Annotated in this window: 24 protein-coding genes and 1 other RNA gene; 16 read left to right on the forward strand and 9 right to left on the reverse strand. The window is 41.6% G+C overall.

Annotated features, from left to right (window positions below; genetic code table 11):
• Positions 1-3 precede the first annotated feature (3 nt).
• The 5 genes from mlaD to murA are packed head-to-tail and all read left to right on the forward strand — an operon-like array spanning position 4 to position 3045.
• Positions 4-549 carry an outer membrane lipid asymmetry maintenance protein MlaD gene (gene mlaD / locus CWB72_RS04850; RefSeq protein WP_130255577.1) on the forward strand — a complete coding sequence of 182 codons (546 nt, stop codon included), beginning with the start codon at positions 4-6 and terminating at the stop codon, positions 547-549.
• A 2-nt stretch (positions 550-551) separates the two neighbouring features.
• On the forward strand, positions 552-1226 hold the full coding sequence (locus tag CWB72_RS04855) for an MlaC/ttg2D family ABC transporter substrate-binding protein (protein ID WP_138629639.1): 675 nt from the start codon (positions 552-554) through the stop codon (positions 1224-1226).
• Positions 1213-1512, forward strand: coding sequence for an STAS domain-containing protein (locus CWB72_RS04860; RefSeq protein WP_130255575.1), 300 nt, complete (start codon positions 1213-1215; stop codon positions 1510-1512). The genes CWB72_RS04855 and CWB72_RS04860 overlap by 14 nt, the downstream gene beginning before the upstream one ends.
• Before the next feature lie 5 nt (positions 1513-1517).
• Positions 1518-1775 carry a BolA family iron metabolism protein IbaG gene (gene ibaG / locus CWB72_RS04865; RefSeq protein ID WP_058028609.1) on the forward strand — a complete coding sequence of 86 codons (258 nt, stop codon included), beginning with the start codon at positions 1518-1520 and terminating at the stop codon, positions 1773-1775.
• A 10-nt stretch (positions 1776-1785) separates the two neighbouring features.
• Entirely contained in the window at positions 1786-3045 is a 1260-nt protein-coding gene (gene murA / locus CWB72_RS04870; protein ID WP_138629641.1) for a UDP-N-acetylglucosamine 1-carboxyvinyltransferase, read from the forward strand.
• 143 nt (positions 3046-3188) lie between these two features.
• Here murA and CWB72_RS04875 read toward each other — a convergent pair whose 3' ends face one another.
• The 3 genes from CWB72_RS04875 to CWB72_RS04885 form a co-directional block, all read right to left on the reverse strand.
• Positions 3189-4274, reverse strand: a complete 1086-nt coding sequence (locus tag CWB72_RS04875; protein WP_130255634.1) for a trypsin-like peptidase domain-containing protein — start codon at positions 4272-4274, stop codon at positions 3189-3191.
• A 134-nt stretch (positions 4275-4408) separates the two neighbouring features.
• The gene (locus tag CWB72_RS04880) at positions 4409-5761 is read right to left on the reverse strand and encodes a Do family serine endopeptidase (protein ID WP_130255573.1); all 1353 of its coding nucleotides are present in this window, start codon (positions 5759-5761) and stop codon (positions 4409-4411) included.
• A gap of 161 nt (positions 5762-5922) precedes the next feature.
• On the reverse strand, positions 5923-6381 hold the full coding sequence (locus CWB72_RS04885) for a YhcB family protein (RefSeq protein ID WP_138481532.1): 459 nt from the start codon (positions 6379-6381) through the stop codon (positions 5923-5925).
• Positions 6382-6534: 153 nt separating this feature from the next.
• On the opposite strand from CWB72_RS04885, the gene zapE reads away from it, so the two are divergent.
• From zapE to CWB72_RS04925, 8 genes are all read left to right on the forward strand, one after another.
• Positions 6535-7623, forward strand: a complete 1089-nt coding sequence (gene zapE / locus CWB72_RS04890; RefSeq protein ID WP_138629824.1) for a cell division protein ZapE — start codon at positions 6535-6537, stop codon at positions 7621-7623.
• Between the two features lie 303 nt (positions 7624-7926).
• Positions 7927-8355 (forward strand): 50S ribosomal protein L13, encoded by a 429-nt coding sequence (gene rplM / locus CWB72_RS04895; protein WP_058028614.1) that lies wholly within the window; start codon positions 7927-7929, stop codon positions 8353-8355.
• Between the two features lie 11 nt (positions 8356-8366).
• A complete protein-coding gene (gene rpsI, locus CWB72_RS04900; protein ID WP_058028615.1) occupies positions 8367-8756 on the forward strand; it encodes a 30S ribosomal protein S9 in 390 nt (129 codons plus the stop codon).
• Positions 8757-9255: 499 nt separating this feature from the next.
• Positions 9256-9843 carry a ubiquinol-cytochrome c reductase iron-sulfur subunit gene (petA, locus tag CWB72_RS04905; protein ID WP_138481527.1) on the forward strand — a complete coding sequence of 196 codons (588 nt, stop codon included), beginning with the start codon at positions 9256-9258 and terminating at the stop codon, positions 9841-9843.
• Positions 9843-11141 (forward strand): cytochrome b, encoded by a 1299-nt coding sequence (locus CWB72_RS04910; protein WP_130255570.1) that lies wholly within the window; start codon positions 9843-9845, stop codon positions 11139-11141. Before petA ends, CWB72_RS04910 begins: the two co-directional genes overlap by 1 nt.
• Complete coding sequence (locus tag CWB72_RS04915; RefSeq protein WP_138566142.1) at positions 11138-11875, forward strand: cytochrome c1; 738 nt, start codon at positions 11138-11140, stop codon at positions 11873-11875. The genes CWB72_RS04910 and CWB72_RS04915 overlap by 4 nt, the downstream gene beginning before the upstream one ends.
• 100 nt (positions 11876-11975) lie before the next feature.
• Positions 11976-12602, forward strand: a complete 627-nt coding sequence (sspA, locus tag CWB72_RS04920) for a stringent starvation protein SspA (RefSeq protein ID WP_130255568.1) — start codon at positions 11976-11978, stop codon at positions 12600-12602.
• Complete coding sequence (locus CWB72_RS04925; protein ID WP_138629643.1) at positions 12602-13027, forward strand: ClpXP protease specificity-enhancing factor; 426 nt, start codon at positions 12602-12604, stop codon at positions 13025-13027. Before sspA ends, CWB72_RS04925 begins: the two co-directional genes overlap by 1 nt.
• A gap of 359 nt (positions 13028-13386) precedes the next feature.
• On the opposite strand, the gene dolP is transcribed toward CWB72_RS04925, so the two are convergent.
• Genes dolP through CWB72_RS04945 form a run of 4 tightly spaced genes read right to left on the reverse strand, consistent with a single transcriptional unit; the run spans position 13387 to position 16834 of the window.
• Positions 13387-13953: a division/outer membrane stress-associated lipid-binding lipoprotein gene (gene dolP, locus CWB72_RS04930; protein ID WP_130255566.1), complete on the reverse strand. Its 567-nt coding sequence runs from the start codon at positions 13951-13953 to the stop codon at positions 13387-13389.
• A 1-nt stretch (position 13954) separates the two neighbouring features.
• On the reverse strand, positions 13955-14542 hold the full coding sequence (locus CWB72_RS04935) for an SIS domain-containing protein (protein ID WP_130255632.1): 588 nt from the start codon (positions 14540-14542) through the stop codon (positions 13955-13957).
• Between the two features lie 2 nt (positions 14543-14544).
• On the reverse strand, positions 14545-14910 hold the full coding sequence (locus CWB72_RS04940) for a YraN family protein (RefSeq protein WP_130255565.1): 366 nt from the start codon (positions 14908-14910) through the stop codon (positions 14545-14547).
• 37 nt (positions 14911-14947) lie between these two features.
• Complete coding sequence (locus CWB72_RS04945) at positions 14948-16834, reverse strand: penicillin-binding protein activator (RefSeq protein ID WP_138566145.1); 1887 nt, start codon at positions 16832-16834, stop codon at positions 14948-14950.
• Between the two features lie 64 nt (positions 16835-16898).
• Here CWB72_RS04945 and rsmI point away from each other — a divergent pair, with 64 nt between their 5' ends.
• Both rsmI and rnpB read left to right on the forward strand, forming a co-directional pair.
• Positions 16899-17759, forward strand: coding sequence for a 16S rRNA (cytidine(1402)-2'-O)-methyltransferase (rsmI, locus tag CWB72_RS04950; RefSeq protein ID WP_138566146.1), 861 nt, complete (start codon positions 16899-16901; stop codon positions 17757-17759).
• Positions 17760-17808: 49 nt separating this feature from the next.
• An RNA gene (gene rnpB / locus CWB72_RS04955) (RNase P RNA component class A) lies at positions 17809-18168 on the forward strand.
• A 414-nt stretch (positions 18169-18582) separates the two neighbouring features.
• On the opposite strand, the gene CWB72_RS04960 is transcribed toward rnpB, so the two are convergent.
• Together CWB72_RS04960 and CWB72_RS04965 are read right to left on the reverse strand one after the other, a co-directional pair.
• Positions 18583-19605, reverse strand: coding sequence for a M48 family metallopeptidase (locus tag CWB72_RS04960; RefSeq protein ID WP_138566147.1), 1023 nt, complete (start codon positions 19603-19605; stop codon positions 18583-18585).
• 4 nt (positions 19606-19609) lie between these two features.
• Entirely contained in the window at positions 19610-20662 is a 1053-nt protein-coding gene (locus CWB72_RS04965) for a YjgN family protein (RefSeq protein WP_138566148.1), read from the reverse strand.
• 196 nt (positions 20663-20858) lie between these two features.
• On the opposite strand from CWB72_RS04965, the gene CWB72_RS04970 reads away from it, so the two are divergent.
• Positions 20859-21506: a methylamine utilization protein gene (locus CWB72_RS04970; RefSeq protein WP_138566149.1), complete on the forward strand. Its 648-nt coding sequence runs from the start codon at positions 20859-20861 to the stop codon at positions 21504-21506.
• Positions 21507-21515: the final 9 nt, after the last annotated feature.

Raw genomic sequence — 21515 nt, forward strand, 5'->3', positions numbered from 1 at the left:
ATTATGAATACACGGAAAATTGAAATTTTAGTTGGTTTATTTGTCGCTTTAGGCGTTGCAGCTTTTGCTGTTTTAGCTCTAAAAGTGGCAAATTCAGGGATCAGTGGTAATGGTGAAACTTACACATTAAGTGCTAAATTTGAAAACATTGGCTCTTTAAAAACGCGTGCGCCGATTAAAGTCGGTGGCGTGGTCATCGGTCGTGTTGAGAGCATTTATATTCACCCGCAAGAATTCCTACCTGTTGTGAATATGAGTATTGATGCAAATTATGAGTGTCAGTTTTCAGATACAACAACGGTCTCTATTTTAACATCAGGTATTTTAGGTGAGCAGTATCTTGGTATTTCACCTGTTATTGCTGCTGAATCTGCTAAGCAAACTTGCTTAGGAAATGATGTCGCGAGCGACACCGGTTCTGAATTAGATGACTTATTTGGTGTGGAAAGTGTCGCGCTAAAAGATGGTGATATGTTGACAGATACAAAGTCTGCATTAGTGCTTGAAGAGTTAATCGGTCAGTTCTTGTTTAACCAAGGTGGGGAATAATCATGTTTAAGAAATTATTAGCCGCAGTAGCTGGATTAGTTTTATCTGTGCAAGTAATGGCTGAATCAGCAGTTGATTTAAGTGACCCTTACAAAATGGTTGAGCAAGTAGCTGATAATACTTTTAAACGTGTAGCCAATGATCAAGGCATTATTGCTAAAGACAAAGAGCATCTTCGTCAGATAGTCGAGCAAGAGTTGATGCCTTATGTAGACTATAAATATGCAGCGTATCGAGTATTGGGCAGCTACATACAAAAAGTTCGTACAATGAAAGACGCGTCAGAGAAAAAACAGGCCGTTGAGAATATCAAAACTTTCATTGATGTTTTTCAGCGCTATTTAGTTGCGACTTATGCGGGTGTGTTCACACAGTATAAAAACCAAAAGGTAGAGTTTGGCGAAGCGCGTAACTTTCAGGGCGACGATGTTGCTGTAGTTAAAACTCGCATTATTGAAGCGGGTAAGCCTGACATCAAAATCGATTTTAAAGTGCGCAAAGGCAAGAACAATGAGTGGCGAGCTTACGACATGATGGCAGAAGGTATCTCTTTATTAGATGCCAAGCAAACAGAGCTTCACGGTGTTTTACGTCAAAAAGGCATCGAGCATGTAATTGACCTTTTAGATAAGAAGAGTCGCTTACCTGTTCAGTTTAGAGGTGATGATGGCAACTAATTTGCAGTTTTCACCACAACAAGAAGGTGTGGTAGCGATTAAGGGAGAACTAACCCGAAATAGCTTAATTGATGAACGCCTTCTTAACCAACAGCTACAAAGTACGCAGTCAGTCCTATATTTTGACCTTTCAGAGGTATCTAGGGTTGACACATCGGGCTTAGCTTGGTTAATTCACTCTTTAGGTCTTTTGCAACGCCAAGGCAAACGCCTTGAGCTGAAAAATATACCTGAACAGCTAAAGAAGTTGATGGAGCTGGGTCAGGTATCTAACTTATTTGAGTGAATCTAATGGAAACAAACCAAGTCGAAGCAGTATTACAAGAAGCATTGTCACTAGAAGAAGTCATAGTTAAAGCCAATGGTAGTCACTATGAGGTGATTGCAGTTGGTGAGTGTTTTGACGGGGCGAGTCGAGTTAAGAAGCAACAGCTAGTTTACGGGCCTTTGATGGATGTGATCAAAGACGGCACCATTCACGCTTTAAGCATTAAAGCCTTCACGCCTACAGAGTGGCAAAGAGAACGTAAATTCATCCTTCCTCAATAACGGAGCCACAATGGATCAGTTTGTTATCCAAGGTGGCACCACCCTAGCTGGTGAAGTCACAATTTCGGGCGCAAAAAATGCTGCCCTTCCTATTCTTTTTGCTGCCTTACTTGGTAACGGCAAAAGTATTTTCTCGAATGTACCTCAGCTTCGCGATATAGGCACAACCGAAGCGCTGCTGAAGACGCTTGGCGCAGAAGTTAAATGGCATGGAGATAATCTTGAAGTAGACGGAAGTACCGTTGATAAAGTGTTAGCGCCATATGAGCTTGTAAAGCAGATGCGTGCATCTGTATTGGCATTGGGGCCTTTATTAGCCCGTTTTGGTCAAGCTCAAGTTTCTTTGCCGGGTGGCTGTGCCATTGGGGCTCGTCCAGTCGATTTGCACATTCGCGGCCTTGAAAAAATGGGTGCAACCATTGTCGTTGAAAATGGCTATATTAATGCGACGTCTTCGGGTCGATTGCAGGGCGCAGATATCTACATGGAAACAGTGAGTGTTGGCGCGACCGAAAATTTACTGATGGCGGCAACGCTTGCTGATGGTAAAACCGTATTAGAAAATGCTGCGCGTGAACCAGAAATTGTGAATCTTGCTGAATGTCTAGTAGCAATGGGTGCAAAGATTACAGGTGCAGGCACTCACCGTATTGAAATAGATGGTGTTGAGCAGCTATCGGGGTGCGAACATAAAATCTTACCAGACCGAATTGAAACAGGTACTTTCTTGGTGGCTGCAGCAATGGCGAAAGGTGAGGTGTTATGTAAGAACACCGATTACCATAGCTTAGAGCCTGTGCTTGAAAAGCTGAGAGATGCCAACGCCTTAGTTGAAGTGCAACAAGACAGCATTTATATCGATATGCGTCAGCGCGAGTTAAAAGCGGTGAACATTAAAACCATGCCTCATCCTGGTTTTCCAACTGATATGCAGGCGCAGTTTACTGCGATGAATGTGGTAGCAAATGGCAGTGCAACGATCACAGAAACGATCTTTGAGAATCGTTTTATGCATGTACCTGAACTACAGCGTATGGGTGCCAATATTCGTTTAGAAGGCAATACAGCTATTTGTGGCGATACTGAAAAACTATCGGGCGCACAAGTCATGGCGACTGATTTACGTGCGTCTGCGAGCTTAATTTTGACGGGTATTGTGGCGCAAGGCGAAACTGTGGTTGATCGCATCTATCATGTTGATAGAGGGTATCAGCGTATCGAAGATAAGCTAAGTAAGTTAGGTGCGAATATTAAACGCCGTCACAACTAAATTATACCAATCCTAAAATAGATCACTTAACTATGAGGATTGGTATTACACGACTTATCTATTCTCATTTTAAAGAGCGACTTAGTTAGAGAGGTCGCTTTTTTATATGTTATTGCTTGCGCTGGCTGAGTGAACGAATTGAATTAGTTCGTGTTAATTTCCAGTTCAGCGACAGTCAGAGCAATAGTCTGATGCTCACCATTTCTAAGTACCTCAAACTCAAGTTCAGTCCCAGGCTTGGTATTGCCAATAAACTGTAATGTTTTTTGCGGATTAGAAATCGATTGGCCCGCAACTTTAACGATAATGTCTCTATCTTGCATGCCCGCTTGCCAAGCAGGGCCTAGTGGATCAAGCTCACTGATGAGTAACCCAACGATCGGAGTATATAAGTCGGTTACTTCATTGCCTGAGCTATCAACGGCTGTTCCTCTAAAGCCTAAGTACCCGCGAACTACTCTGCCATCAGCAATGAGTCTTTGCATGACTTGCTTAGCTAGCTGATAAGGTACAGCGAAAGAGATCCCTTGTATGTCTATATTAAGACGTGTTCTAAACTGTGCTGAGGTAATACCAACTAAGATACCGTTTGAGTTAACTAGGGCTCCGCCTGAATTACCTACGTTTACAGCTGCATCCATCTGTAGCAAGTTATTATATTGACTTTCTGTTAATGTTTGCTTTCCTGTTGCACTGATCACCCCTTGGGTAATGGTTTGACCTAAATTAAGTGGGTTACCAATAGCAAGTACAACGTCACCAACGCGAGGAGTAAAGTCGTCATCAGTTGGGATAGTTGGCAGGTGTTGACCAGGAATTTTTAACAAAGCGAGATCAGTGATGGTATCAAAGCCTATAACTTGCACATCATAAAAGCGGCGGCCATCAGTCAGGATAACCATAATTTGGTCTGCATCGTTTACAACATGGTAGTTTGTCAGAATATAGCCATCGCTCGACATAATTACACCAGAGCCTAGTTCTTGGGTGGTGTTACGTCGTTGATAACGAGGCATGGATGAAATACTTTCAGAAAAAATCGTCACGACCGCTGGTGAGGCTTTAGCGACTGAGTCGGCAAAGCTCATATGGCTACTGGTGTAATGGCTTGGCATGGCAAGCTTTGGCAAAATGGCGCTCTTTAGATTGGGTGAGAACCAAATCACTAAAAATGCGATCCCAAGGCCGACAAACAGAGGGGGGAGAATAAATTTAAAAAGTTTTAGCACGCCATCGCTCATTTTTATTCATTACACAACAAACAGTTATTTTATCTTACTGAAAGCAGAATAGTAATGATGGCACAAATAAAAATGCAGCGACAATAAGACGCTGCATTTTATTAGCTAAAATTTAAAATAGGTTATTGAATTAGAATAAACACAGAGTCTCGTCCACGCTTAATACCTAATACGATGTTACCTTGAATATCTTCGATTAAACTACTCATATCGCGAATGTTCTTAACACGCTGACGGTTCACTTGCATGATCACATCTCCTTCTTCAAGGCCAACTCGTGCAGCTGGTGAGCGCTCTTCGATGCTAGATATAATGACCCCTTGGTTGCCGTTACGTTCGCCACTTTCCAGCACAGCACCACGTAGCATAGGGTGAACCTTATCTGCTTGAGCTTGTAGTTCGCCTTGACCTTTAAGTGTTACTTCTATGGTGCGTTTTCTGCCATCGCGGAACACACCTAGTTCAATGGTTCTGCCTTCACCTATGGTGGCGATTTTACCCCGAAGTTCTTCGAAGCTTTGGATTTCATCACCGTTGAGACTAACAATCACATCATTGGCTTTAATACCGGCTTCGCTTGCTGCTGAGTCTTTTACAACTTGCATAACAAAGGCGCCTTGTTGAACTTCTAAATCTTGTGCTTTGGCAAGGCCTGCATCTAATGTGCGGCCAATAATACCTAAAGACCCTCGACGTACTTGACCAAACTCGATAATTTGATCAACTAGGTTCTTCATCATATTTGAAGGGATTGCAAAGCCGATACCGACATTACCGCCTGAAGCGCCAAGAATTGCAGTGTTAATGCCGATTAGCTCACCATTCAGATTGACTAAAGCGCCACCTGAGTTACCTTGGTTAATAGCCGCATCGGTCTGAATGAAGTCTTCATAGCCTTCAATATTCAACCCGCTACGGCCCAGCGCACTGACAATACCTGATGTGACAGTGTGGCTCAGGCCAAAAGGATTACCGATGGCAACCGAGAAGTCACCGACTCGTAATTTGTCAGAATTGGCGAGTTTTACTTCGGTTAACTCATCGGCATCAATTTCAAGTAATGCGATATCAGACTCTTTGTCACGACCAACTAGCTTTGCATCAAATTCACGGCCATCTTCTAAAGTAACAATAATCTTATCGGCTTCATCGATAACATGGCTATTAGTGACAACGTAACCTTCTTTAGCATCAATAATCACACCAGACCCTAAACCACTAAAAGGGCGTTTTTGATTACGAGGTTGAGGGTTGCCAAAGAAGTAGTCAAAAGGGTCAACACGACGGCGAACCTCTTTTGCGCCAGAAACCTGAATACTGACAACGCCAGGCGTAACGCGTTCAAGCATAGGCGCTAAGGTAGGTAATGATTGACCGTCTACAGCAACGGGAAGTTTGGCTTCAACGGCTGTAGGGGAAAGGAAAAGAGCAGTTGAAAAAATAGCAGCAGATAATAACGATAGTTTTAATTTCATAGTCAATAAGTACTCCGAAAAGCCTTAATACCTAAAACTTAAAAGTTTAAGGGTGCTTTAGGTATAAGCCATTGATGTTGGGTAAGTAAATTTCGACTTACTTACCAGTTCGTCATTTTTGGTAACTGTACTTACTGACTATGGGGGCTAAAAAAAGTTCATCAAGAGGCTTTTGATTGCTCAACTTCTGAGCTTTCGCCTGAGAAAATACCTGTTTCACCTTCGGCATAATCGCTAGGTTGTGCTGACAATGTATCGTTTTTCGCTTCGCGACGGCGCTCAGGACGACTTTGTAACGAGGCTTGTAGTTGCTCCGTGGTTTCTTTTGAGAAGAAAGGTTCATCAGGCATAGCAGGTTTAACATTTAGTAGTGCTTTATCTGTTTCTTCGACATGGATCAGCAGCTGAGAGTAACTGTCTTGCATTTTAGTCATTAACTTCTTAGTGCTTGCAAGGTGATCTGCTACTTCTTGGCGGTATTGCTCTAATTCGTGCTTTGCAGATTGTACTTGTTGCTCTAAATCATCATGCTTAAGTTGTTTCTTGGTGATCATTGAACCTAAAAAAAATGCTGCAATAGCAACTACTACAATTAATCCTAACCAAGCAAATGTTGTCATAGAGAGTCTCCTTAAAAATACGCGCTCTATAAGTGTAGCAATTATTCGGCTACGTAATAAAAAATGTAATTCAAACTATCAGCTAAATATACGCGGAGTTTTGATGCGTGTTAATATATGCCTCAAATAAAAACGCTTAGTTTGTGAAAAATGATGACACCTTGGGAAAAATATCAACAAGACCTAAAACGAGATGACTTTCAATATGATGCGGCACAAGAAAATGCAGTAAAGCATTTACAGCGTTTGTACGATGATATAGTGAACCAACCAGAGCAGCCCCAAGGTTTCTTTTCTCGCTTATTTAATCGACAGCCAAAGCAAAAAATAACCGGTCTCTATTTTTGGGGTGGAGTAGGTCGAGGCAAAACATACTTAGTTGATACCTTTTATGAGGCATTACCGACAGACAGGAAAATGCGAGTGCATTTTCACCGTTTCATGCATCGTGTTCACGATGAGCTTAAAAAGCTCAAAGAAGTCAAAGATCCACTAGAAACAGTGGCCGATATTTTCAAAAAAGAAACAGATATCATTTGTTTTGATGAGTTTTTTGTTCAAGACATTACCGATGCCATGTTACTTGGTGGTTTAATGCAGGCATTATTTGCTCGTGACATTATTTTAGTTGCTACCTCTAATATTGTGCCTGATGAGCTATATCGAAATGGTCTTCAGCGTGCTCGTTTCTTACCAGCTATCGCCCTAGTGAAAGAAAATACCGAGATAGTAAATGTTGATTCTGGTATTGATTATCGCTTGAGAACGTTAGAGCAGGCTGAAATCTTCCACAGTCCGCTTGATACACAAGCAGATAAAAACCTCTTTGAGTATTTCGATAAGCTGTCACCTGAACCGGGAAAACTTGATGAAGCCATCGAAATCGAAGGGCGTTTGATCAAAACCCGAAAAGTTGCCGATTGTATTGTGATGTTCGATTTCACAGAAATTTGTGAAACGGCACGTTCGCAAGTAGACTATATGGAGATCAGTCGTATATACAACACTGTGATCCTTTCTAATGTAAAACAGATGGGGCAGCAGAATGACGATGCCGCCAGACGTTTTATTGCTTTAGTTGATGAATTTTATGAGCGTAATGTGACGCTTATTATCTCAGCCGCAGCGCCAATCACAGAGTTATATACCGATGGCACACTTAATTTTGAATTTAGGCGCTGTATCAGTCGTCTACAAGAGATGCAGTCGCACGAATACCTCGCAAGAGAACATCTCGCCTAAATGAATGCCAATCAGTAGTAAATTCGGCAAATAATACGCAAATTATTTACGCTGATTGGTATAAATTTATCGCTCAAATCAACACGATTATTTTTTTTGTAGAAAAAACAGTCGCACACTGGAAAAGCCTCTTCTGTGTTGCTATAATCCGCGACCTGCCACGTTGCGTTCTATAGCCCTCGTCGGCTTAGCCACCGATTTGAGCGGCATAAAAGTCTTAAACTCGAAGGGGTTCAAGCACTCATAGTAAAGCGGTAACTTTTGTTACCTGTGGTTTTAATTTGAAACATTGGATTTTATTTAATGAAAACGTTTGTTGCTAAGCCAGAATCTGTAAAACGTGACTGGTACGTAGTTGACGCTGAAGGTAAAACTTTAGGTCGTATCGCTACTGAAATCGCTCGTCGCCTACGCGGTAAGCATAAAGCTGAGTACACACCTCATGTTGACACTGGTGATTACATCATCGTAATCAATGCTGAGAAAGTTACTGTAACTGGTAACAAAACAACTGACAAAGTGTACTATGCTCACTCTGGTTTCCCAGGTGGCCTTAAGTCTATCACTTTCGATAAGCTTCAAGCTAAAAAGCCTGAAATGATTATCGAAAAAGCAGTTAAAGGTATGTTACCAAAAGGCCCTCTAGGTCGTGAAATGTACCGCAAACTAAAAGTATACGCAGGTTCTGAGCACGCTCATGCAGCTCAACAGCCTCAAGTACTGGACATTTAAGGAGCTAACTCATGGCAAATCAATACTACGGTACAGGTCGTCGTAAAAGTTCAAGTGCTCGCGTATTCTTACGCCCAGGTACTGGCAACATCGTAATTAATCAACGTTCTATCGAAGAATACTTCGGTCGTGAAACTTCTCGCATGGTTGTTCGTCAGCCTCTAGAGCTTGTTGAAATGACTGAAAAGTTTGACCTATACATCACTGTTGCTGGTGGTGGTTCAACTGGTCAAGCTGGTGCTATCCGTCACGGTATCACTCGTGCGCTTATGGAGTTTGACGAGTCACTACGTCCTACTCTACGTAAAGCTGGCTTTGTTACTCGCGACGCTCGTAAGGTTGAGCGTAAGAAAGTGGGTCTTAAGAAAGCACGTAAGAACACTCAATTCTCGAAGCGTTAATTTTTTACGTTTACAAGAATTCAAAAACCCAGCTTATGCTGGGTTTTTTGTTTTAGAAGTCCAAATATTTTTCATTTCCGATCCAAACCCACCTCAAACAACCGATGTTCGACTTATTGTTTACCTAATATTTTCAATATTTATTGTAATTAGTGAAGATCTGACGATAAATCAGCGCTTTTTTTTGCTACAATTGCAGGGCAAGTAAAGTGAGTAAGGTTTGATGCCCTTTTGGGTACCCTCGTCTCCTCATAGATGGGGTTGATCTTGGTCAGTATATTGTGGTTATAAAAACGTTATCATAACTAACTAGCTTTCGAGGCTACGATTAAAATGGGTAGTAAAATCCATGCTTTATTAGTCTTGATACGGGTAATAACCTTGTTTTCATCAAGGTAATTATTTATGATCGCGTCTATTTTGTAGTTTCTTAATTTAACCTGCTGTAACTGATGTTCTCAATATAGCAAGTGTTGAGGATCATAGTGGAGATAAGTGGATGAGCAATGCGCCTGTAGACAACAGCCGACGTCGCTTTTTGACCATAGCTACCTCTGTTGTAGGTGGTGTTGGTGCGGCTGGAGCTGCTGTTCCTTTTATTGCGTCTTGGAATCCAAGTGAGCGAGCTAAATCTGCGGGTGCGCCTGTAGAAGTAGATATCAGCAAACTTGAGCCTGGACAATTAATTCGTGTTGAGTGGCGAGGTAAACCTGTATGGGTTATCAATCGTACGCCAAAAATGCTTGAGCAGATGAAAGCTCACGAAGGTCAACTTCGTGATCCGCAATCTGAAGAGCCTCAACAATTAGATTCAGCTAAGAATGAATACCGTTCTAAGCGCCCTGAAATTTTCGTGGCGGTTGGTATTTGTACTCACTTAGGCTGTTCACCAAGCTTCTTTAACGGTGGTTTCGGTGAGTTCGTTGAAGGTACTGAATCTGGTTTCTTCTGTCCTTGTCACGGTTCTAAGTTCGACATGGCTGGCCGAGTATTCCAAGCGGTGCCTGCACCTCTAAACTTAGAAATCCCACCTTACACCTTTATTGATGATACAACCATTTTGGTTGGTGAAGAAGAGGTTGCATAATGGCTGGTAAACAAGATAACGCTTCAACAGGTGTTGTTGGTAACGTCATCAACTGGATTGATGACCGCATCCCAATGACGCGTGTTTGGAACATGCACATCGCGCAATATCCTGCGCCAAAAAACTTTAACTTCTGGTACTTGTTTGGCTCTCTAGCTATTTTAGTACTAGTTAACCAAATTTTAACTGGTATCTGGCTAACAATGAGCTATGTTCCTTCTGCTGAAGGCGCATTTGCTTCAATCGAATACATCATGCGTGATGTTGAATACGGTTGGCTATTGAGGTACATGCACTCAACGGGCGCCTCGGCATTCTTCGTGGTTGTGTATTTACACATGTTCCGCGGCATGATCTATGGCTCGTACCAAAAACCACGTGAACTTCTATGGCTATTCGGCATGCTAATTTTCTTAGCATTAATGGCTGAAGCGTTCATGGGTTACTTATTACCTTGGGGTCAGATGTCATTCTGGGGTGCTCAGGTAATCATTTCACTATTCGGTGCGATTCCGGTAATTGGTGATGATCTAACTCAGTGGATCCGTGGTGACTACGTAATCTCTGGTGCGACGCTTAACCGTTTCTTTGCACTACACGTAATTGCACTACCACTTGTACTCGTTATTCTAGTATTCCTTCACATTGTTGCGCTTCACGAAGTGGGTTCAAACAACCCTGACGGTGTTGATATTAAGCGTAAGAAAGGTTCTGTGGCTGAAGAAGATAAGCCTAAGTTCCAATTCCATGAATATTACACAAACAAGAAAGACATTGTCGATGCAATCCCGTTCCACCCTTATTACACAGTTAAAGATGTATTAGGTGTAGCTGGTTTCTTAATCTTCTTCTGTTGGGTTGTGTTCTTTGCACCAGAGATGGGTGGTTTCTTCCTAGAAGCGCCAAACTTTGAAGCAGCTAACCCGCTGAAGACGCCTGAGCATATCTTCCCTGTTTGGTACTTTACGCCATTCTACGCAATCCTACGTGCTATTCCTGATAAGCTAATGGGTGTAATTGCAATGGGTGCATCGATCGTACTACTGGCATTACTGCCGTGGTTAGATCGTGGTAAGGTTCGTTCAATTCGTTACCGTAGTAAGTGGCACAAGCTGAACATTGCTCAGTTCGTTGTAACGTTCATCATCCTTGGTTGGGCTGGTGCAACACCACAGACTGACTTGTCTACAGTGCTATCGAGAATTACGACTGTGACTTACTTCATGTTCTTCGTATTACTATTCGTATACTCGAAGAATGAGCAGACTAAACCATTGCCTGAGAGGTTAACGAAATGATGAAGAAGCTAATTATTGGTTTATTCGCATTGCTGCCTACTTTCGCAATGGCAGCAGGTCCTTCGGTACCACTACTAGAGTCAAACCATGACTTAACTGACAATGCGTCTTTACAGCGCGGTGCTAAGTTGTTCATGAACTACTGTCTTGGTTGTCACCAAATGCAGTATCAGCGTTATGAGCGTACATTCCGTGATATCGGTATTCCGGTTGAAATTGGTCAAGAAACGCTTATTTTTGATGATTCAAAAGTAGGTAGTCACATCAAGAACTCAATTGAAATCGATGATGCGGCAAAATGGTTTGGTGCTCCTCCACCGGATTTAACATTGGTTGCTCGTGTTCGTGGCGCTGATTGGATTTACACTTACTTGAAGTCTTTCTATGTTGATGAAAGTCGTCCATTTGGTGTAAACAACTCAGTATTCCCTTCAGTGGGTATGCCACACGTACTTCAAGAACTTCAAGGTGTGCCAACTGCGCGTTTTGAAGAAGTTGAAGAGCACGGTGTAAAAGTTAAGAAAGTTGTTGAGATTACGACTGATGGTTCAGGTGAGTTAAGTACTGACGAGTATGACCAAGCAGTACGTGACCTAACTAACTTTATGGCGTATGTTGGTGAACCAACTCGCTTAAAATCAGAAGCTTTAGGTTATAAAGTATTAGGGTTCTTAGTAATTCTATTTATCTTAGCCTTCTTCTTGAAGAAAGAGTACTGGAGAGATGTTCACTAATAGTGTGAGACATTTTTAAGGTAATTTTGTAATAGGGGCGCATGCCCCTATTGCTGTTTATAATGATTTATTACTTATTGTAATTTTAATGGAGGTAGGCATGGCCGTAGCTGCCAATAAGCGCCCTGTAATGACGCTATTCTCAGGTGCAAACTGTATGTATAGCCATCAAGTACGTATCGTTTTAGCTGAAAAAGGCGTAAGTGTTGATATTCACTTAACGGAAAAAGATAACCTGCCTGAAGCGCTTCATGAAATTAACCCATACGGCACTGTACCGACATTGATCGATCGTGAGTTGGGTTTATATGAAGCAAACATCATCATGGAATATTTAGATGAACGTTTTCCGCACCCACCATTAATGCCTGTTTACCCGGTAATGCGTGGTCGCAGCCGTCTGATGATGCATCGTATTGAGACTGATTGGTATACACTTGCCGCTAAAATCAAGCAAGGCGGAAGTGATGCTGATCAAGCTCGTAAAGAGCTGACAGAAGCTTTGTTAGCAATCGCGCCAATCTTCACTGAAGCACCTTACTTCATGAGTGAAGAGTTTAGCCTAACTGATTGCTACTTAGCTCCATTACTATGGCGTTTACCTGAACTTGGTATTGATTTATCTGGTGCGGGTGCAAAAGAGCTTAAAGAGTACATGTTACGTTTATTTGAGCGTGATTCATTCCAGGCTTCATTAACAGAAGCTGAGCGTGAGATCAGAGCATAATGACGCCAAATCGCCCATATTTGCTAAGAGCATTTTACGACTGGATTGTAGATAATGATTGCACACCGCATTTGGTTGTAAATGCTGAGTATCCAGCAGTGCAAGTACCTGTGCAATTTGTACAAGATGGTCAAATCGTTTTAAACATTAGTCCAAGTGCTGTTACACAATTTGATATGGATAACCAGCAGTTGAGTTTTAATGCTCGTTTCTCTGGTCAACCTATGCAGGTTTATGTGCCTATGGGCGCTATATTAGCTATATACGCGCGTGAGAACGGTGAAGGCACCGTATTTACTCAGGAAACCTTTCCTGAGTATGATGAAGAACAGCAGGTTGAAGCTGAAGTGGCTGTTGAAGCCGCTGAAGAGAAGCCTAAAGAGCCTGAAAAGAAAAAAGGCGCTCATCTTCGCGTTATTAAATAAGCAATTTACAAAGCTTAAATATAAAAAAACCCGCTTCTGCGGGTTTTTTTATATACAGTGTAAACTAGCGTGCGAAGCACGTGCTGTTTGCGCAAGGTGAAATAAGCCATTCTGTTAAGTGTTGAAGTTTGTAGTAGTGAGCTAATGGAATAGTAAGAGGTAGATATATGTTAATTATCAAGTTCGTAATAATACATTAGGAGCAAATGTTATGGTGTTTAGTGTGACTTCATCACGAAATCAATTCACCTTGCACAAAAGAACCGTACTCACTTCGTTCGCAGTCGGTAACCATTTGCACCACTCTTGCGCAAAGGAAATGAGGTGCTACGCACTTATCATTAACCCTTTGCACCCTACTATAGGTATTCGAAAGCTTTGATTACTCTGGCAACACCGTTTATATGGCGTGCAATTTCTACGGCTTGGTCTGCCTCAGCTTCAGAAACCAGACCCATTAAAAATACTTCACTGTTTTCAGTTACTACTTTAATGTTGTTACCTGTAATCGTTTCTGCGGTCAGCAGCTTGGTTTTTACTTTAGAGGTGAGCCAAGTATCGTGAGTTTGGGTCGTAATACCAATCCGTGTACCTATTCGTAGCTGGTTGTGTATATGTTTAACAGCAACAGCATTTCTGACAGCCTGTTCAGCCTGTGACATTAAACTATTAGAAGGGACTTGGCCTACCAGCAGAATGGTACCGTTAACACTTACTACGCTGATATTCGCTTTTTCGCTGAGCGTAGGTACTTTTTTTAGAGCAATAGTTGCTTTAATTTCTATGTTGTTATCATCAATTTGGGAGCCAATAGTTCTGCGATCATTGGCGGCTGACACTGCACTCGCTGTACCAGCTACGACTGCGGCGGCACAACCTTGAAGCAGCCAAATAATTGCCAATAAAGTAATTAATTTAAACTGCATGTTATTGTTCATCCTGAGGAAATAGAGTGTTATCGATAAGCTGACTTAAGCAATGGATATTAAAAAGGTGTGATTCAAGTATTCTGCTTGGACGTTTACTTGGTGTTAAAACTTCAACATCATTTGGACCTAGTAATCCGCTGAGTTCACCCCCTTCATCCCCAACTAATGCAATTACTTTCATATCTTTAGTCAATGCTGCTTCAACCGCCGCAACAATGCTCTTTTCATTACCATCAATGGCAAAAATTACCAGTAAGTCACCTTGCTGCGCAAAAGCGCGAACTTGCCGAGAAAATTTGTCTTGCTCATGGTCGTTACTGTGCATATCTAAATGCACATGATTTTGAGATAAGGAAATAGCTGGTAGACAAGGTCTTTCAGTTTCGTAGTGATTGACCAATAGCCCAGCAAAGTGCTCAGCAAGCATATTGCAGCTTAACTCACCGCAGCAAATCACTTTATTACCATTAATAAGGCTCTGAACAATGGTTATTGCGGATGCTTCAAGTGTTTGAGGTAACACTTCTCCCGCGGCAATTTGCGCTTGTATACTTTCTGTAAAGATTGTTTTTATTGATTCTTGCATAACTAAGATATGTTTTTTATCCACTTAATACTATCTGAACTGCCACCTTCAATCGCAATGTAATCTATGCGTATTGGTACATTCTGTAATTTTTTACTCGTTAAGTAATGAAAAATACTTCGCTGCAGCTTCTGTAGTTTTTTGCTACTCAATGCGGAAAGTGCCCCGCCAAAATGACTGCTGCCGCGATATTTTACTTCGACAAACACCCAGGTGTTTTGTTCTCGCATAATTAAATCTATTTCACCATATTGGCAATAATAGTTTTGCTCAACGGCAGTGAGGCCTTGAGCTTGTAAGTATTGTTCAGCGAACTTCTCGTAATGCTGACCTTTGGCGCGTGTATTTGCGAATAATCCTTTGAGCATCTGACATTCCTTTATGCCTTCTGATTACAATGACTTATTAGTCTCGTAAACTTTCTTGAAAACGATTGTGGTTTTGCATAAACAGAGGAGTGGGTTTCTGTTCATTTAATTGCACCAATTTTATTTGTTTTTTTTGATATTGCGCCCACTCTAATCTTCGTTCCACAACATTGCCATCTTTAACGCTCAAGTGGCCTGTTAATCCCGAAAAAGTTTTGCCAGGCACTTTCGCCAGTTGCTTTAATTCTGGTATGAGCTGCACAGCATCAAATGCCATAGCAAACAGACGCTGTTCTATATCAGCTTGCTCAGGCCAAAGTGCATCATACTGAGCTCTCAAATTAAACTTATCGATTGATTTATTGAGCATCCAAGGTTGCTCAGTAAAATAAAGACCTTCTAAATCGCCTTTGTCAGTAAGATCCATGCGTTTCGAATAGCTTCTTGAACTGGCATACAAGGGGATACGTTTCGCAAAAGTGCTAACATTGACATCGAGATAAGGTTTTAATAACCGAGTTTCAATGGCATCACCTAGAATGTAAATAACATCTATGTCCATTCTAGAGCGAGTTTCACTTTCAACTTCTTTTCTGAACAAGCTTTTGACGGCTTTTATACGACTTTTTGAAGCGTCTACTTCTAATAAGTTTGCAACAACCTTAGCCATATCTTTACTGTCGGTATATAAGCCAACTTCAGGCTCAATTAGGCTATATTTTTGCCACTCTTGATTAAAATGGTTAACCAGTCTTAAACCAGATAATGTATCGGGTGCAAGCAGCATAGGTTTTTGATACTGCTGAGATAAAAAGTGCACCATAGCTTGATCTACTTCATGCTCAGGGTTCAAAGCAAAAAAGTATTGCTGCTGAGCATAAGCCGGCGAGTCGCTATTATTTAAGTGTAATGTTGGTGTGCTTTGAATCACGCTACTGACAGCAACTTTTTCTATATTATCTTTTAGAAGTGGGCCAATGATAAAATCAAATGTTTGTGTCGATAATTGTCTTTCGATGTCTTCAACACTGAGCTGTTCATCAATAAATATAACTTCGTTGAGATCACTATGATCGACTGCAGCTAAAAAGCCATTTTTAAGGGCACTTCCTAAACGTTTACTATTACCACTTTGAGGCAGCAAAACAGCAATTTTGTTAGCTTCGTAAGGTGCTAAACTCACGGTGTTTTGCACCTTTTTAGGTAAGATGTAGGTTGCAGGGTGATTTACAAAACGACGTTGCCAATTATTTAGCGCCTGGTGTAATTGTATGCCAGAGCCGATATAAATTTGCTGATATTTTGCTAATTTGATCCAGCCTCTTTGGATCACTGAGCCTTTATCAAAGCGTTCTAATGCATATGAAGATAGTTGTTGTAAAGCTTGCCAAATTTCGTCATTTAAACTGGCAACCTCAACTTTGTCATTAAAACTGATATCGGCAGCTTTGAAATAATAAGTAAGCGCTTTCTTTGGCATGCCCTGTGATGCATAAATACGGCCCATCAAGTATTGATGCCAAGCTTGGTGCTCAGAGAGCGATAGCCTTTCATTCAGTGTTTTAAGAATGTTTAAAGCTGTGCTGTAATTATTTTGTTCTGTTCTCGCTAGTGCGATATAAAGTTTATTTTGTACATAATCAACAGTTTCGTTTTTTTCTAAAGCTAGACAGGCTTGTTCCAAAACAGGCCAGTTTTGTTCTTTTATAGCATTTTCACGGGCACTATAAAGCAGCTGGATGCGAGATGCGCCTTTTTTACTGCGAGCTTTGTTTAGTAGACCTTGCGCATTGAGGACCTCGGGTACTTGAGTTTGCGGCTGATTCTGCACAGCAGGAGGTCGAGCAGGTGATTTTTCGGTTGTGCTACAAGCCGATAAACCCGACAATACAGTTATTACAAGACAAATTACTTTCAGTCGCACTGCAACTTCCTAACGATAAACATTCCTCAAAGGGATATCTTACTGACTGAAACTGGAGAGCTCAATGACAAAAGCACAGAATACAGACAAAATTGGTACCCTTTATGTTGTTGCAACGCCGATCGGCAACTTGGCCGATATCAGTGAGCGTGCTTTAGCAACTTTAGCAGAGGTTGACTTAATTGCCGCTGAAGATACCCGTCACACGGGTAAGTTATTGAGCCATTTCAATATCAAAGCAAAAACCTTTGCGCTGCATGATCATAACGAAAAACAAAAAGCACAACAGGTTTTAGATTGGCTAAACGAAGGGCTTGATATTGCATTAGTGTCAGACGCGGGAACACCGCTTATTAGCGACCCCGGTTATGCGGTTGTGAACTTATGTCGCAACGAGGGAGCTGATGTTACGCCTGTTCCTGGCGCGTGTGCAGCGATCACGGCATTGTGTTGTTCGGGATTGCCGACAGATAGATTCCAGTTTATTGGCTTTACACCGGCGAAAAGCCAAGCCCGTCAGCAATTCTTTGTCGATGCATTTGAAAGTGGTATTACAAGTATTATGTATGAAAGCACTCACCGGATTATGGCTAGCCTCGAGGATATGCAAACGGCGTTAGGTGCAGAGCAACATGTGGTGTTCGCGAAAGAGCTGACTAAAACATACGAAACCTTCTTTAGTGGTTCAGTGAGCGACTTGCTTGAGTATTTGACCAATGAGCCAGAGAAGCAGCGTGGCGAGCTGGTGTTAATGCTGCCTGGGAAAGCTAAACAACAAGACGAAATACCAGCTGATGCACGTAAAATGCTGAGTTTACTTGAGCCTGAAATGCCACTGAAAAAAGCCTGTGGTGTGGTTGCTGAGTACTTTGGTCTTAAGAAAAATGCGCTATATAAAGCAGTAATTGCTGATAAAGAAGATTAACCGCAAAAAAGCGTGTGATTTTACTGCATCTTGCGTATAATCGCCCGCCTGAGTCAGCCGGATAATCGCTGCCTGTGACGAAAATGATCAGGGGGAGGAAAGTCCGGGCTCCACAGGGCAGGGTGCCAGCTAACGGCTGGGAGGCGTGAGCCTACGACAAGTGCAGCAGAGAGGAGACCGCCAACTTCGGTTGGTAAGGGTGAAAGGGTGCGGTAAGAGCGCACCGGGCCACTGGTAACAGTTGGTTGCAAGGTAAACTCCACCCGGAGCAAGACCAAATAGGGTTCCTTATGGTGTGGCCCACATCGGAACCGGGTAGGTTGCTTGAGCCTAAGAGCGATTTTAGGCCTAGACGAATGATTATCACCTCGCAAGAGGGACAGAACCCGGCTTATGGCTGACTCACACCCAACCGTAAATGTTTAAGATTTAAATATTTACGGTTGGGTTTTTTATTTGCCTCAGAAAAGTTTTTCGCTCATTTCTTCTGCTGTTCAGTTAATAATACCAATCCTCAATAATACTTAATCATTTTGAGTGATTAAAGCTGCCGCTAACCGCGCTAAAAATTTCTCATTTAGAACAACTAAATAGCATAATTTTCGCCTTGTTATCGACAAGCTTTCCTTGCCTCAAAATAGACCACTTAATTAAGAGGGTTGGTATAAATAGTGTCTTTGTTTATTGCTTTATATCTTTCTCTATGAGTAGTTAATGCTTTTCTCTAAGAGCAATCTTCTTATTTTAAATGCTATTTAACAGTGGGTATAAAAATGCCACCGCGTTTTGGGTGGCATTTCATTATTTGTCTTGCAACTAGGTATTAGAAAGCGTTGGCATATTCAATGCGCGATTTTATGCTTGGGTGAGTAGATAAGTACTTACTCCATGCGCCTTCCTTGTCATTCTCAAGCTCAATGCCTGCTTGCTCAACGATAATTTCTAATGCTTTGGCAAACTCTTTGGGGTCGATACCGTGCTGCTTCATATGCTGTAGGGCGTATTCGTCCGCCTCTTTTTCCATATCTTGTGAAAAGCGCTGCTGCAAAATTGTTGAGCCTGTACCAAGTAGTACTTCGGCAAAGCCTTCTAAATCACCAAATATCATGGCAAAAGCGATTGCACCCGCAGCTGCTTGCGCTGCCATACGAATACTATGTTGCTTTTCAACATGACCGATTTCATGAAGCAACACAGCTTGCAGTGCTAGAGGGTGCTCTTGCATGCTTTTTACAAGATCATCGGTCACTACGATTTGGCCATGCGGGAGCGCGAAGGCATTCGCACCAAAGAAGTCAGACTGATAGAAACTCAACTTAAACTGATCTGCTGGTAGAGAGAGTTTTTGCAAACTATCGTCCCAAAGCTTAGTCACTATTTGCTGTTCTTTCGCTGATAATGTGGTCGGTTCAAGCACTGCTTTTTCGATGGCAAACATAGACTGCTCACCCATTTCTTGCACCACTGCATTGGGCACTAAATCATAGGTTTGTACAGCGAACTCAGGAACCGCTTTGAATAAAATACCGTAAATTAAAATTGGGCTAAGAATGATGGCGCCAAGAACGGCGAATAGATTTTGCTCTAGCTTTTCAACCAGCTTTAAACGCTTACGCTTTGTCGGCCAGCGAAATTTCACGTCTTCAGGCAAAAAACGGCTACCAGCGCCGAATGTAATTTCTTGGGATTGGCCTAAAATCGGCTCACCTAAAACCGTACTCGCAAAGTCGTAGCTTTCTTGTTTGCCACCTTCATGATTTAACATCAGCTTTGAGTCAAATACCACAGCTGAGCAGGTAACAGCTTTGCTGCTACCTGCCGGATATAAAGTACCTAATATCTTCATATGCTTAAGTTAGGGAAATATCTACGTCAAACACATTCGCCGCTTCTTCAGCGAGTGAAGACTGCGACTCTCGATATACTTCTATCACTTGTTCTGCATTCTCAGATAAGGTAATAGTGGTTGCAGCTGCGAGCATTTTCGCTTTACGTATTTTTGTCCAAGGGAAGGCAAGGCCAAGCGAGAAAATAATGGCTAGCGCATTTGTTGCTAGTAGTAATGAGTATTCAACGGTATCTAGCTTTGATTCAAAAGTCGCCACATCTTCAAGCTGAGCGTTAGCAAAAATATGGTTACGGATCTTACTTTGGTAAATACCTGCAAGTAGGCTGATCGCTAAGAAGTTAAAACCTAGTGAGATAAACACCATGGCTACGCCAAGAGATCCAGGATCACCGAAACTGCCCATAACGCCAGCGATAATCGCGCTTATCACACCAAAACCAATCACGACAATTAAACATCTTAAGACTGCGCCATAGTAGCGGCCTGCTGAAAGCTCAACTTTTAGTGCTTTATTTCCGTATTCAATATTGTTGTGAATATAGGTGTCGATTTTTTTCATTACCCAAGGCATCGCAATATAAAGCGATAATGCACCGACTATTGGCAGTAACACAAAATGCGTTAGTGCGTCTAAGTAGCTACCTTTAAAGCCAAAGCGCACATTGCGGTGACTCGTCATTCTTAAGTTGAAGCGTAGACTTTGATTGATTAACCAAGGTATAGCAGCTGCCCAAATTAAGAAAAAGGCTACAGCCATTGCTGGGCTGTAAGTACTTAAAGTGATGTATAACGCAAAAATAGCAAAGGCAATAATACGACCTTTAAGGATCTGCATGGGGGTCGCTAAATAATTGAAGCGATGGCCGTCTATTGAGGTGTGACCATAGAAATACTGCTTTGTTCTTACCGTTGCCCACGCAGAATAAATACCCAATGTGAGAATGCTTAGTAAGCAGTTGACCGTCCAAATACCAAAATAGTCTTTCGTATTACCAGTAAATAGGACTTGATGTGTTTTGTGCTCAGGTTGAGCGGATAGCTTTATTTCTTCCATAAGAATTATCCATGTTGTTGTAAGTCGCGCTTAAAGTATCTTATTTATGCTTAGATTCCAAGAAATTAACGAAGGAAATATAAGGTAATTACTTATAATAAGTTAAAAATTTGGTCGATTTAATTCGAAACACTCTTATAGACATTCCATAGATAAAATCCTACCATTTTATTATTTTTGCATTATAAGTTTTATTATGCCTCGTTTAATCATTCTATTATTTTGCTCGTTCATTTGTGTTTTTGCATCAGCGCAAACCACCATTAAGCTTGTCGATCAATTCAATCAGCCACTTGAAGATGCGGTGGTAAGCTTTGTGTTGAAAGACGACCAAAATCTAAGCCATGTAAACTCAACTCCTTATATTATGGATCAAGTTAATAAGGCATTCTCACCTAATGTTTTATTAGTGCCTAAAGGGGCAATGGTGAGCTTTCCAAATAGCGATGATATTCGACATCATGTGTACTCGTTTTCTGAGGCTAAAACATTCGAGCTAAAGCTTTATCATGGTCAGCCAAAAGCACCGCTAGATTTTCCTGAATCCGGTATAGTGGTACTTGGCTGTAATATTCATGATTCGATGGTGGGCTACATTTATGTTTATGATGATAAGCCTGCAATGAAAACCTCTTCGCAAGGCTTGGTGACTATGCCATATGCAAGAGAGCATATTGAGGCGATTACCTTTTGGCACGCGAGAGCAAAGATTGGTGTTGATCGTCTTCGTACAATCAAAATAGATGATTTAAAGTTTGTTGATGACAATATAAAGCTCATACTTGAAGTTAATCCGCCTGAGAAAAGAGATAGCTTCGAAAATCTATTTTCTGATTTAACTTAAGGTGATAAG

Origin of the sequence: Pseudoalteromonas phenolica (assembly GCF_005886345.1) — a bacterium.
Classification (GTDB): Bacteria; Pseudomonadota; Gammaproteobacteria; order Enterobacterales; family Alteromonadaceae; genus Pseudoalteromonas; species Pseudoalteromonas phenolica_A.

What these genes read in the sequence shown, in the direction of transcription:
- mlaD (WP_130255577.1), top strand. Translation starts at nt 4, where the DNA reads ATGAATACACGGAAAATTGAAATTTTAGTTGGTTTATTTGTCGCTTTA.
- CWB72_RS04855 (WP_138629639.1), top strand. Translation starts at nt 552, where the DNA reads ATGTTTAAGAAATTATTAGCCGCAGTAGCTGGATTAGTTTTATCTGTG.
- CWB72_RS04860 (WP_130255575.1), top strand. Translation starts at nt 1,213, where the DNA reads ATGATGGCAACTAATTTGCAGTTTTCACCACAACAAGAAGGTGTGGTA.
- ibaG (WP_058028609.1), top strand. Translation starts at nt 1,518, where the DNA reads ATGGAAACAAACCAAGTCGAAGCAGTATTACAAGAAGCATTGTCACTA.
- murA (WP_138629641.1), top strand. Translation starts at nt 1,786, where the DNA reads ATGGATCAGTTTGTTATCCAAGGTGGCACCACCCTAGCTGGTGAAGTC.
- CWB72_RS04880 (WP_130255573.1), bottom strand. Translation starts at nt 5,761, where the DNA reads ATGAAATTAAAACTATCGTTATTATCTGCTGCTATTTTTTCAACTGCT.
- CWB72_RS04885 (WP_138481532.1), bottom strand. Translation starts at nt 6,381, where the DNA reads ATGACAACATTTGCTTGGTTAGGATTAATTGTAGTAGTTGCTATTGCA.
- zapE (WP_138629824.1), top strand. Translation starts at nt 6,535, where the DNA reads ATGACACCTTGGGAAAAATATCAACAAGACCTAAAACGAGATGACTTT.
- rplM (WP_058028614.1), top strand. Translation starts at nt 7,927, where the DNA reads ATGAAAACGTTTGTTGCTAAGCCAGAATCTGTAAAACGTGACTGGTAC.
- rpsI (WP_058028615.1), top strand. Translation starts at nt 8,367, where the DNA reads ATGGCAAATCAATACTACGGTACAGGTCGTCGTAAAAGTTCAAGTGCT.
- petA (WP_138481527.1), top strand. Translation starts at nt 9,256, where the DNA reads ATGAGCAATGCGCCTGTAGACAACAGCCGACGTCGCTTTTTGACCATA.
- CWB72_RS04910 (WP_130255570.1), top strand. Translation starts at nt 9,843, where the DNA reads ATGGCTGGTAAACAAGATAACGCTTCAACAGGTGTTGTTGGTAACGTC.
- CWB72_RS04915 (WP_138566142.1), top strand. Translation starts at nt 11,138, where the DNA reads ATGATGAAGAAGCTAATTATTGGTTTATTCGCATTGCTGCCTACTTTC.
- sspA (WP_130255568.1), top strand. Translation starts at nt 11,976, where the DNA reads ATGGCCGTAGCTGCCAATAAGCGCCCTGTAATGACGCTATTCTCAGGT.
- CWB72_RS04925 (WP_138629643.1), top strand. Translation starts at nt 12,602, where the DNA reads ATGACGCCAAATCGCCCATATTTGCTAAGAGCATTTTACGACTGGATT.
- dolP (WP_130255566.1), bottom strand. Translation starts at nt 13,953, where the DNA reads ATGCAGTTTAAATTAATTACTTTATTGGCAATTATTTGGCTGCTTCAA.
- CWB72_RS04935 (WP_130255632.1), bottom strand. Translation starts at nt 14,542, where the DNA reads ATGCAAGAATCAATAAAAACAATCTTTACAGAAAGTATACAAGCGCAA.
- CWB72_RS04940 (WP_130255565.1), bottom strand. Translation starts at nt 14,910, where the DNA reads ATGCTCAAAGGATTATTCGCAAATACACGCGCCAAAGGTCAGCATTAC.
- rsmI (WP_138566146.1), top strand. Translation starts at nt 16,899, where the DNA reads ATGACAAAAGCACAGAATACAGACAAAATTGGTACCCTTTATGTTGTT.
- CWB72_RS04960 (WP_138566147.1), bottom strand. Translation starts at nt 19,605, where the DNA reads ATGAAGATATTAGGTACTTTATATCCGGCAGGTAGCAGCAAAGCTGTT.
- CWB72_RS04965 (WP_138566148.1), bottom strand. Translation starts at nt 20,662, where the DNA reads ATGGAAGAAATAAAGCTATCCGCTCAACCTGAGCACAAAACACATCAA.
- CWB72_RS04970 (WP_138566149.1), top strand. Translation starts at nt 20,859, where the DNA reads ATGCCTCGTTTAATCATTCTATTATTTTGCTCGTTCATTTGTGTTTTT.